Origin of the sequence: Variovorax sp. 679 (assembly GCF_003952185.1) — a bacterium.
Lineage (GTDB): Bacteria > Pseudomonadota > Gammaproteobacteria > Burkholderiales > Burkholderiaceae_C > Variovorax.
In genome coordinates this window covers 1-9,219 of record NZ_RXFS01000029.1, presented here as the reverse complement: position 1 = coordinate 9,219, position 9,219 = coordinate 1, and the positions used below count along the sequence as shown (strand labels likewise).

Here is a 9,219-nt window from a genome sequence, read left to right as displayed (position 1 = left end):
GAAAAGCGCCAGCGCTACACCATCATCTGCATCGGCGAGGGCGCCAAGCAGCGCGGCGGCAGCCTCACCGAACGCGAACGCGTGGCGCATAGCCCCGACCCGGTGCGCCTGGGCGGCGTGGGCCATGTGCTGCGCCAGCAACTGCAGCCGCACCTGAAAAGCGAAGTGCGCACCACCGTGCTGGGCCATGTGCAGCGCGGCGGCGACCCCACCCCTTTCGACCGCGTGCTGGCCACGCGCTTTGGCCACCACGCGGCGCAACTGGTGATCGCCGGGAAATTTGGCCGCATGGTCACGCTGCAAGACGGCCGCATCGGCAGCGTGCCGATCGCCGACGTTGCCAACACCCAGCGCACGGTGCCGCCAGGCCACGAGCTGATCACCACAGCGCGCGATATCGGGGTGTGCCTGGGGGATTGATGTGCCGCGTTGTCAGAGGCTGCGCGAGCAGCGTTTTGAGGGGCTGCTCCTCACAATCAACAGGGTCAGGTTACCGAGATGGATTGGATCCCAATAGTCTTTATTGCGTTCAAGGTGCTGGTGTTTGGCACGTGCATGTTCTTTGCCATCAAGTGGCATTACGACCAAGGCAAGAAGAAGCAAAACGATTCCAACGAACCGTAAGCCGTCAGTGCTCGCATCAAGCCCCCAGATACGCCTTGCGCACGTCTGCATTGGTGAGCAGCGCGGCGCCGGTGTCTTGCAGCACTACGTGGCCGTTTTCCAGCACGTAGCCGCGGTCGGCGATTTGCAGGGCGCGGTTGGCGTTTTGTTCCACCAAAAACACGGTGACGCCCTCGGCGCGGATCGCCTGGATGATCTCCATTTGATTGGAATCTGCCCCGTCCTCCCCATTCGACATGGGTAGGACGGGGCGCCAAGGCGGGTGCTTTTCCGCGCGGACTCAATACCATGAGCTATTAGTACTTACCCCCATGGAGGTCGCAGTTGCATTGATGAAAATCATAGACCGCCCACGTTTTGGGTCCGTGATGTTTCGGAGATGCTCTTTGTGAGTCAACTTGTTGCGCCTGATGAAGTTCCTCGCTGGATACCCGGCCAGCTGACGCTGGACAGCGTGCCAGTCGGTTGGGAGCAGGTAACGCTCAAGGGCTATCAGTACACGTCCCTTGACGTTGAAATACCCTCCATGCGCGACTACATGCTCGTGCGTTACAAGGGCGACGATGCGGTCATGAGTCGGCGCGCAGGTGGCGCCTGGACCAGCGAGCGGGTGGGGCAGGGCGTGTGCTCGCTGCTGACCCGCGGCGAGTCGTCGCAGTGGAAGTGGGACCGTCCGATCGAAGTCACGCACATCTATCTGGCCCACACCGAGCTGTGCCGTGTCGCCGAAGAGGTTTTTGAGCGAAGCGTGAGTGATGTGGGCATGGAAGACTGCGTGCGTGCCAAAGACGATGTTCTGCCCGTCCTTGTGTCCGCTTTCGAGTCCGAACTGCAAAGCGGCGGGCTGGGCGGTGGGCTGTACCGGTCGGCGTTGGTGAACCAGCTGTGCGTTCATCTGCTGCGCCGTTACGCCAAGGCCGGCGTGCGCGAGGTGCCGCTGGCCGGCCGCATGGCCGATTGGCAGCGGCGGCGTTTGGCCCAGTATGTCGAGGACAACCTGGATCGCAACCTCAAGCTCGATGAGATGGCACGCGAGGCGGGCGTCAGTATGTCCGGGCTGATCCGCAAGTTTCATGCGGAGTTTGGCTGTGCGCCACACGCCTATGTTTTGCGCCAGCGCCTAGAGCGCGCCCGGCGACTGCTCAGTCGTCCTGTGGCGACGCCGCTGAAGTGCATTGCCATGGACTGTGGATTCTCTGACCAGAGCCATCTGGTGCGGCACTTCAAGCGGGCGTTCCAGCAGACACCTATGGAATTCCGAAGCGCTGTGATCGTGGCAGCACCACGCGAGACCGACAGCCTGTCCTGACTGGCGAATCGGTCAGGCGATGCCGCTGGTCGGCGTCACTGCCTGCGCCCACGATGGGGGGTAGGCAGCGGTGGCCGGTAATTTTTTAGAGGCTGCCCATCTTTGCGGATTGGCAGCCTTTGCGCCTCAATTGAGTTGCGACACAAACTTGGTGGTCAGATAGCCGTCGAAGGTTTCGCTGCCGCCCTCGCTGCCATAGCCGCTTTCCTTGATGCCGCCGAACGGTGTCTCGGCCAGCGCCAACCCGATGTGGTTGATGGACACCATGCCCGCTTCCAGCCCGCGCGAGATCTGGTGCGCGTTTTTCAGCGATGTGGTGAAGGCATACGACGCCAGGCCGAAGGGCAGGCTGTTGGCGCGCGCGAGCACTTCTTCCACCGTCTTGAATCGCACCATGCCGGCCATCGGGCCGAAGGGCTCCTCGGTCATGAAGCGCGAGTCGTCGGGCAAGTCAGCCAGCACCGTGGGGGCGAAGAAGTTGCCGTCGCCTTGCAGCCGATGGCCGCCCGCCACGATCTTGGCGCCGCGCTGGCGGGCGTCTTCCACGAAGTCCTCCATGGCGGCAACGCGGCGCGGTTGCGCCAGCGGCCCCATGCGGTTGGTTTCAACCAGCCCGTCACCGACCGCCAGGGCCTGCGCCCGCTGCGCGAATCGTTCGACGAAACGATCGTACACACCGTCCTGCACATAAAAGCGCGTGGGGGAGATGCACACCTGGCCCGCGTTGCGGAATTTGAAGCCAGACAGCACGTCTGCTGCCCGGTCGATGTCCGCATCGTCACACACGATGACGGGCGCGTGGCCGCCCAACTCCATGGTGGTGCGCTTCATCATCTGCCCGGCGAGCGCCGCCAACTGCTGACCGACGGGCGTGGAGCCGGTGAAGGAAATCTTGCGCACGATGGGCGAGCGAATCAGGTAGTCCGAGATCATCCCGGAGTCACCGGACACCACGTTCAGCACGCCCGGGGGCAAGCCGGCGTCGTGAAACAGTTGGGCGATCGCCTGCACCGAGGCCGGTGTGTCGCTGGAGCCCTTGAGGATAACCGTACACCCGGCGCCAATGGCCGCGACCACCTTGCGAAAGGCCTGGCTGAAGGGGAAGTTCCAGGGTGAGAACGCCACGCACACGCCAATGGGTTCACGCAGCACGGTCTGCTGGACGCTGGCATCGCGCGGTGGAATAAGGCGACCGTAGATGCGCCGGCATTCCTCCGCATGCCACTCGGCGTGCTCGGCGCAGACCGCCACTTCGCCCACGCCTTCGGCCAGGGGCTTGCCTTGCTCCAGGGTGAGATTGCGGCCGATCTGCGGCGCACGTTCGCGGATCAATGCTGCGACGGCTTTCAGCACTTGCGCGCGCTGCATCGCCGTGCTGTTGCGCCACGACGCGAACGCGCGCTGGGCCGCTGCCAGTGCCATGTCAAGGTCGGCCTGGGTGGCATGCGGCAACTGGCCGATCACCTGGTTGTTGGCGGGGTTCAGGACATCCTGCTCGCGGCGGCCTTCGCCGCGCAGCATTTGTCCGTCGATGTAGAGGCTGAGTTGGGGGTACATGGTGGGGTGTTCTTTCAGAAGCTCATGGGATCAGGACTGCGCGCCCGATCACCTTGCCGTGGTGCAGGTCGTTGATGGCCTGGTTCACCTGGGCCATGGGGCGGCGCGACACCGGAATCGACTTCATGCCGGTGCGCTTGACCAGCTCCACCAGCTCTCGCAGTTCGGCCAGGGTGCCGACGTAGCTGCCCTCGATGCACAGCGGGCGCAGCGGGATGGTCGCCAGGGAGATGGTCAGGTCGCCGCCCATCAGCCCGCAGATGACGATGTGGCCGCCGCGCCGGGCGCTCTGCATGGCCAGCGACACGGTTGCAGACGAGCCCACCAGGTCCAGAATCTGGCCGGCACCGCCTTCAGTCGCCGCGATGATCTGGCTGGTCGCATCGGCTGCCTTACCGTCAATCACCGCCAGCGCGCCGGCTGCCAGCGCGGCTTCGCGCTTGGCAGGGTCGATGTCCACCACGATCGCGCCTTTGCCGCCAAGGGCCTTCAGCACCTCGATGGCCATCAGGCCCAGGCCTCCGGCACCAATCATCACGACGGGTTCGCGGTGGATGCCTTCGCCCAGTTTCTTGATGGCGCTGTAGGTGGTCACGCCCGCGCAGGCCAGGGGCGCTGCCTCGGCGTCGTCCAGGCCGTCGATGTTGACCAGGTAGCGTGGGTGGGGAACGATCACGTAATCCGCAAAGCCGCCGGGCTTGACCACGCCAAGGGCGCGGCCCTTCAGGCAAAGGTTCTCATCGCCGCGCAGGCAGGTGGGGCATTCACCGCAGCCAATCCAGGGGTGGATCACGAAGCGGGAGCCGGTCGGGACTTCGCCTGCGTCCGGCCCGGCCGCCACCACCTCGCCACAGATTTCGTGGCTGAGGATGATGGGTGGCTTGATGCCACGGTCTGCCAGGTTCATGCGCTTGCCGCCGCCCAGGTCGTAAAAGCCTTCCCAGATGTGCAGATCCGTGTGGCAAAGGCCCGCAGCCTTCACCCGCACGAGCACTTCGGTTCCCTCGGGCTGCGGTGTCTCCCGCTCGACAAGTTCAAGCGGCTTTGAATGGTGCATCACGCAATAACAGCGCATGGTGTGTCTTTCCTTGAGTATTTGGATTTCAAAAATGTCAGGCTCGAATCGAAACGGCCATTGCCTGATGACAGCCTGCCATAACTGCGCGATCCAGTTTCAGGCGGCCGCCGGGCACCTACGGCCGCCTGCGTGATCAATAGAGCTTCAGCAGGCGCAGATTGATCTGGTTGTTGGCCTTGAAGCCTTCGCGCACATGGATGTCGCGGCCATAGGTCGCGATCAACTGCAGGTCGGGCTGGGCGAACCAGGCCGTGCCCACGTTGAACTTGGTGGTGGACTGGCGGTTGTTCTGCTCTACGCCGCCCACCTTGGTCTCGCCGCCGAAGGTGTGGAACAGGGCTGCGCGCAGATCTACCGTGGGACTGAGCTGGTAGCGCAGATGGGTCTGCAGCTGGTATAGCGGCTTTTGCTTCATGGTTGTACGGCCGCCCGCGCCGTCGTTGTAGTCGTCGTTCTTGCCAAACAGCGTGACGTCACCGGCGTAGTCCCAGTGGATGCCGGGCGCCAGCTGCACGATGCCGCCGGCCTGCAGCGCAAACTTGTAGCGGTTTTCGCCCAGGCCCAACGACTGGTTGCGGTCGTACGAGCCGGTCGGCAGGTACAGGTAGGGCGTGATGGCAAAGTGGTTCTTGTCGCCGGGTTTGGTGAACCAGATGGCAGACGCGAGGATCAGGTCGCCCACGCTGCTCTTCGAGCCCAGGCCCGCGATGTCGTCCTTGGCGCTGAGGCGGCCAAAGGGCAGCAGAAACTGCGGATCGATGATGAGACCGCCCACTTCCATGAAGCGCACAGCGCGCAAGATGCCCACGGTGGAGTCGAGCTGTGGGTTGATCGGCTGTCGGTTGCCCTGGCTGTACAGCTTGTCGCGCGTGGTGTGCTGGCCATAGACCACCAGCGCGGTGGTGCCGGCCGGCAGCGGTGTGTAGTCACCGGCGTCAAGTTCGATGGCGCTGGCCGTGCCGGCCTGCGCGAGGGCAGCCAGTGCGGTGGCCAGGGGTGCCAGTCGCTTGAAAAATTGCTTCATTGGTTTGTCTCCTGATGGGGGTCTTGTGCTTGCAGCGACGCCCCGGACTACCCGCTCGCGGCTTGAGTCCGGCGCGTTGCGGTTGACGATCAATTGGCCGTGTAGCCGCCGTCAACGACCAGTTCTGCGCCATGCACGAACGATGATTCGTCCGAGGCCAGGAACAGCACGGCCTGTGACACCTCGATCGGTTGCGCGGGGCGCTTGAGCAGCGTGGGGCCGAGCAGTGCCGGGCGGATGACCGGGTCGTCCAGCATGGCCTTGGTCATCTGGGTCTCAATCACGCCGGGGTGCACCGAGTTGACGCGGATATTGAACGGTGCCAGATCCACGGCGCAAGACTTGGTGAACAGGCGGACCGCGCCCTTGGAGGCTTCATAGGCGCTGGCACCGGGGGCACCGACCAGGCCGTAAATCGACGACACGTTGACGATGGTGCCGCCGCCGGCCTTTTGCATCAGCGGCACCGCCGCACGGGTGCCGATGAACAGGCCGCGCACGTTCACATCGAAGACGCGATCCCACTCGTCGTTGGTCGTGTCTTGCATGGGCTTGAGGATCAGAATGCCGGCGTTGTTCACCAGCACATCCAGACGGCCTGCACGCTCTGTGATTTGCGCCAGCGCGGCGTTCCATTGGGCTTCTTGTGTCACATCCAGCTGCAAAAAGTCGGCCTTGCCACCGTTTTTGCGGATGCTGTCCACGGTGGCTTGCCCTTCGGCTGCGTTCACGTCGGCCACGAACACCCAGGCGCCTTGCGCTGCCAGCAGCTCGCTGTGCGAGCGGCCCATGCCCATGGCACCGCCGGTCACCAAAATCACTTTGTTTTCTACGCGTTTCATGTTGTCTCCTTGGTTGGTTTTTTAAAAAATGCGCATTTACTGGAATACGAAACCCTCGTAGCCCTTGTTTTGCACTGCAGACAGCTCTTGCCGGTAAGCGCCGAGGCCGGCCATGTAGAAATACACGGTGTTGGTTTTGCCCGGGATGTTGGCGCCAAAAATCCAGGAGTCGGCCTTGGGGAACAGCGTCATGTGGGCGATGTCGTGGCAGGTTTTGGTCCAACCGGCTTCGGCCTCGGTGGTGGCTTCCACGGTTTTCAGATCCTTGGCGTTCACATCCTTGATCAGCGCGGCAATCCACTCGACCTGGCTCTCAATCGACGGCGGCAGGTTGGTGAACGGGCCGTTGGGGCCCAGCACCATGAACATGTTGGGGAAGTTGGCATTGGCCACGCCCATGTAGCTGCTGGGGCCCGATTTCCATTGCTCTTGAATCGTCAGGCCATTGCGGCCACGGATGTCGATCTTGGTGTAGTTGCCATCCACCGCATCAAAGCCGGTGGCAAAAATCAGCATGTCCAGTTCGTGCTCCACGCCATCGGTGGTTTTCACGCCCTTGGGGGTGATTTCGACAATCGGGTTGGCCTTGACATCGACCAGATCGACATTGGGCCGGTTGTAGGTGGCGTAGTAGCCGCTGTCGCACAAAGGGCGCTTGGCGTACAGGTCTTGCGGCATGAGCTTGCGCGCCGTCTCGGGGTCCTTGACGATTTCGGCAATCTTGCCGCGGATGAAGTCTTGCGCCGCCTTGTTGGCGCGCTCATCGGTGGCGATGTCGCAGAAGGTTTCGAACATGAAGCGGAAACCGCCGCCGTTGTCCCAGGCTTTCTGGAACACGGCCTGGCGCTCTTCTTCCGACACGCTCATGGCCGAGACGGTGCTTTCCTTGAAGCCAAAGGCCACCACCGAGCCCTTCACCTGCTCCCAGATCTCGTCGTAGTTCTTCTTCACCTCTGCCACGTATTCGGGCGTGACCGGGCCGTTGCCCACGGGCACGCTGTACTGGGGCGAGCGTTGGAACACCGTCAGATGGCCCACCTTGGGCGCAATCGCGGTGATGACCTGGGTGCCGGTGGAGCCCGTGCCAATCACGCCCACGCGCTTGCCGTCGTATTGCACGCCTTCGGGCCAGTTGCCGGTGTGCAGCCACTCGCCCTGGAAGGTGTCCAGGCCCTTGATCTTGGGGACGTTGGTGGCCGACAGCAGGCCCAGCGCGGTCACCAAAAACTTGGCGGTGTAGGCCTCGCCGGTGTCGGTTTTCACTTCCCACAGGTTGGTGGTTTCGTTGAAGTGCGCGGCCGTGACGCCGGTGTTCAGCTGAATGTCGGGGCGCAGGTTGTAGCGGTCGGCCACATGCTCCAGATACGACAGGATTTGCGGCTGCGTCACATAGCGCGTGGTGATGTGCATCTCCTGCAGCAGCTCTTTATCCCACGAATAGCAGTAAACAAAGGTCTCGGTGTCCGACAGCGCGCCGGGGTAGCGGTTCCAGTACCAGGTGCCGCCCACGCCGCCGGCCTTGTCGAAGACGCGCACTTTCAGGCCCTGCTCGTCGCGCAGCTTTTTCAGCATGTACATGCCGCCAAAGCCGGCGCCGATGACGATTGCGTCCAGATGTTTGGTGTTTTTCATGGTGAGTCTCTCTAAGTTGCGGCCACAGCTGCGCCTGGCGGCGACGTAGTGGCCTGCGTTGTTGCAATGAGGAAAATTTCCCCAAGGCTCCTCGGCCTCGGGGTCTTGGCTAACTGGAGCTCAGGCGCCCTTGAACCACTGGGCAATGCGCCGCAGCTCGTCGTCGGCCTCGGGGGCGCGACCCGCCAGGAACGGGAAGACGTGCTGCATGCCGTCCACCACCGATAGCGTGACGTTCACGCCCGCCGCCTTGGCGATGCGCTCCAGGTCTTGCGCGTTGTCCAGCAGGGTTTCGGCACTGCCGGCGTTGATGTACAGGCGCGGAAAGCCCGTGTAGTCGGCCTTCAGCGGATTGGCCAGCGGGTCGGTGCGTGAGCCCTTCTCGCCCAGGAACATGCCCGACATGCCCTCCAGAACGGCCTTGCTGACCAGGGCGTCGGTGGCCGCGTTGGTCTGCAGCGTCTTGCCGACATGCTCCATGTCGAGCCAGGGCGAAAAGGCAATCACCGCGCCCGGCAGCGCCACGCCGTCCTGGCGCAGCTTCAGCACCGTGGAGATGGCCAGGTTGCCGCCCGCCGAGTCGCCGCTGGTGACGATGTCGGCTGCTTTGAAGCCACGCGCCAGCAGTTCTTTGTAGACAGCCGTCGAATCCTCGATCTGGGCCGGATACGGATGCTCGGGCGCCCGGCGGTAGTCGATCACCACCGCGGTCGCGCCCAGATGCTTGGCCAGGTGACCGGCCAGCTTGCGATGGCTGGCGGCCGAGCCCACGGCAAAGCCGCCGCCGTGCGTGTACAGGATGACCTTCTTGGTGTCTGCGCCATGGGGCAGGGCCCAGATGGCTTCCACGCCGGCGAGCACGTCCGACTTGTAGGTCACGCCTTCAGGCTCGAGCGTGGGTTGATGCCACTCGTCGAACAGGCTGCGCAGGTCGGCGAGGGTCATCGCGGGGTTGGCGGCCATGCGGTCTGACCAGGACTGGTACAGCGCGCGCAAAAAATCAGACTGGGGTGAAGTACCCATGCTTGTCTCCTTTGGTTGTGGTGAGCAACGCCGGATTATTCGGAGGCAGTGCGCATGCGTATTGAAGGTCTTGCGCAGCGCGTTGTAGAAAATGAGCAAGGGGGGGAGAACCACGGGTTTCCCCCGGGGT

Annotated in this window: 8 protein-coding genes and 1 pseudogene; 2 read left to right on the top strand and 7 right to left on the bottom strand. The window is 63.3% G+C overall.

From position 1 onward, the window contains the following. The coding region (locus tag EJO71_RS34075) for a 6-phosphofructokinase (protein WP_206169071.1) at window positions 1-420 on the top strand (420 nt) is incomplete at its 5' end. Window positions 421-640: 220 nt separating this feature from the next. Here EJO71_RS34075 and EJO71_RS34070 read toward each other — a convergent pair. Continuing rightward, window positions 641-823 (bottom strand): annotated as a pseudogene (locus EJO71_RS34070) (branched-chain amino acid ABC transporter ATP-binding protein); the annotation flags it as partial. 189 nt (window positions 824-1,012) lie between these two features. Between EJO71_RS34070 and EJO71_RS34065 the strand changes: the two are divergent. Then, complete coding sequence (locus EJO71_RS34065) at window positions 1,013-1,933, top strand: AraC family transcriptional regulator (RefSeq protein ID WP_125953054.1); 921 nt, start codon at window positions 1,013-1,015, stop codon at window positions 1,931-1,933. A gap of 126 nt (window positions 1,934-2,059) precedes the next feature. Here the strand turns inward: EJO71_RS34065 and EJO71_RS34060 are convergent, their stop codons facing one another. The 6 genes from EJO71_RS34060 to EJO71_RS34035 all read right to left on the bottom strand — a co-directional run bounded on the left by EJO71_RS34060 (window position 2,060) and on the right by EJO71_RS34035 (window position 9,089). Then, window positions 2,060-3,490, bottom strand: a complete 1,431-nt coding sequence (locus EJO71_RS34060; RefSeq protein WP_125953053.1) for an NAD-dependent succinate-semialdehyde dehydrogenase — start codon at window positions 3,488-3,490, stop codon at window positions 2,060-2,062. A 22-nt stretch (window positions 3,491-3,512) separates the two neighbouring features. After that, complete coding sequence (locus EJO71_RS34055) at window positions 3,513-4,565, bottom strand: alcohol dehydrogenase (RefSeq protein WP_125953052.1); 1,053 nt, start codon at window positions 4,563-4,565, stop codon at window positions 3,513-3,515. A 136-nt stretch (window positions 4,566-4,701) separates the two neighbouring features. Then, window positions 4,702-5,592 (bottom strand): transporter, encoded by an 891-nt coding sequence (locus EJO71_RS34050; protein ID WP_125953051.1) that lies wholly within the window; start codon window positions 5,590-5,592, stop codon window positions 4,702-4,704. Between the two features lie 89 nt (window positions 5,593-5,681). Continuing rightward, window positions 5,682-6,434, bottom strand: a complete 753-nt coding sequence (locus EJO71_RS34045; protein ID WP_067399863.1) for a glucose 1-dehydrogenase — start codon at window positions 6,432-6,434, stop codon at window positions 5,682-5,684. 36 nt (window positions 6,435-6,470) lie between these two features. Then, window positions 6,471-8,066, bottom strand: coding sequence for an NAD(P)/FAD-dependent oxidoreductase (locus EJO71_RS34040; RefSeq protein WP_125953050.1), 1,596 nt, complete (start codon window positions 8,064-8,066; stop codon window positions 6,471-6,473). A gap of 120 nt (window positions 8,067-8,186) precedes the next feature. Then, complete coding sequence (locus tag EJO71_RS34035; RefSeq protein WP_067399857.1) at window positions 8,187-9,089, bottom strand: alpha/beta hydrolase; 903 nt, start codon at window positions 9,087-9,089, stop codon at window positions 8,187-8,189. Window positions 9,090-9,219 lie beyond the last annotated feature (130 nt).

What these genes read in the sequence shown, in the direction of transcription:
- EJO71_RS34060 (WP_125953053.1), bottom strand. Translation starts at nt 3,490, where the DNA reads ATGTACCCCCAACTCAGCCTCTACATCGACGGACAAATGCTGCGCGGC.
- EJO71_RS34055 (WP_125953052.1), bottom strand. Translation starts at nt 4,565, where the DNA reads ATGCGCTGTTATTGCGTGATGCACCATTCAAAGCCGCTTGAACTTGTC.
- EJO71_RS34050 (WP_125953051.1), bottom strand. Translation starts at nt 5,592, where the DNA reads ATGAAGCAATTTTTCAAGCGACTGGCACCCCTGGCCACCGCACTGGCT.
- EJO71_RS34045 (WP_067399863.1), bottom strand. Translation starts at nt 6,434, where the DNA reads ATGAAACGCGTAGAAAACAAAGTGATTTTGGTGACCGGCGGTGCCATG.
- EJO71_RS34040 (WP_125953050.1), bottom strand. Translation starts at nt 8,066, where the DNA reads ATGAAAAACACCAAACATCTGGACGCAATCGTCATCGGCGCCGGCTTT.
- EJO71_RS34035 (WP_067399857.1), bottom strand. Translation starts at nt 9,089, where the DNA reads ATGGGTACTTCACCCCAGTCTGATTTTTTGCGCGCGCTGTACCAGTCC.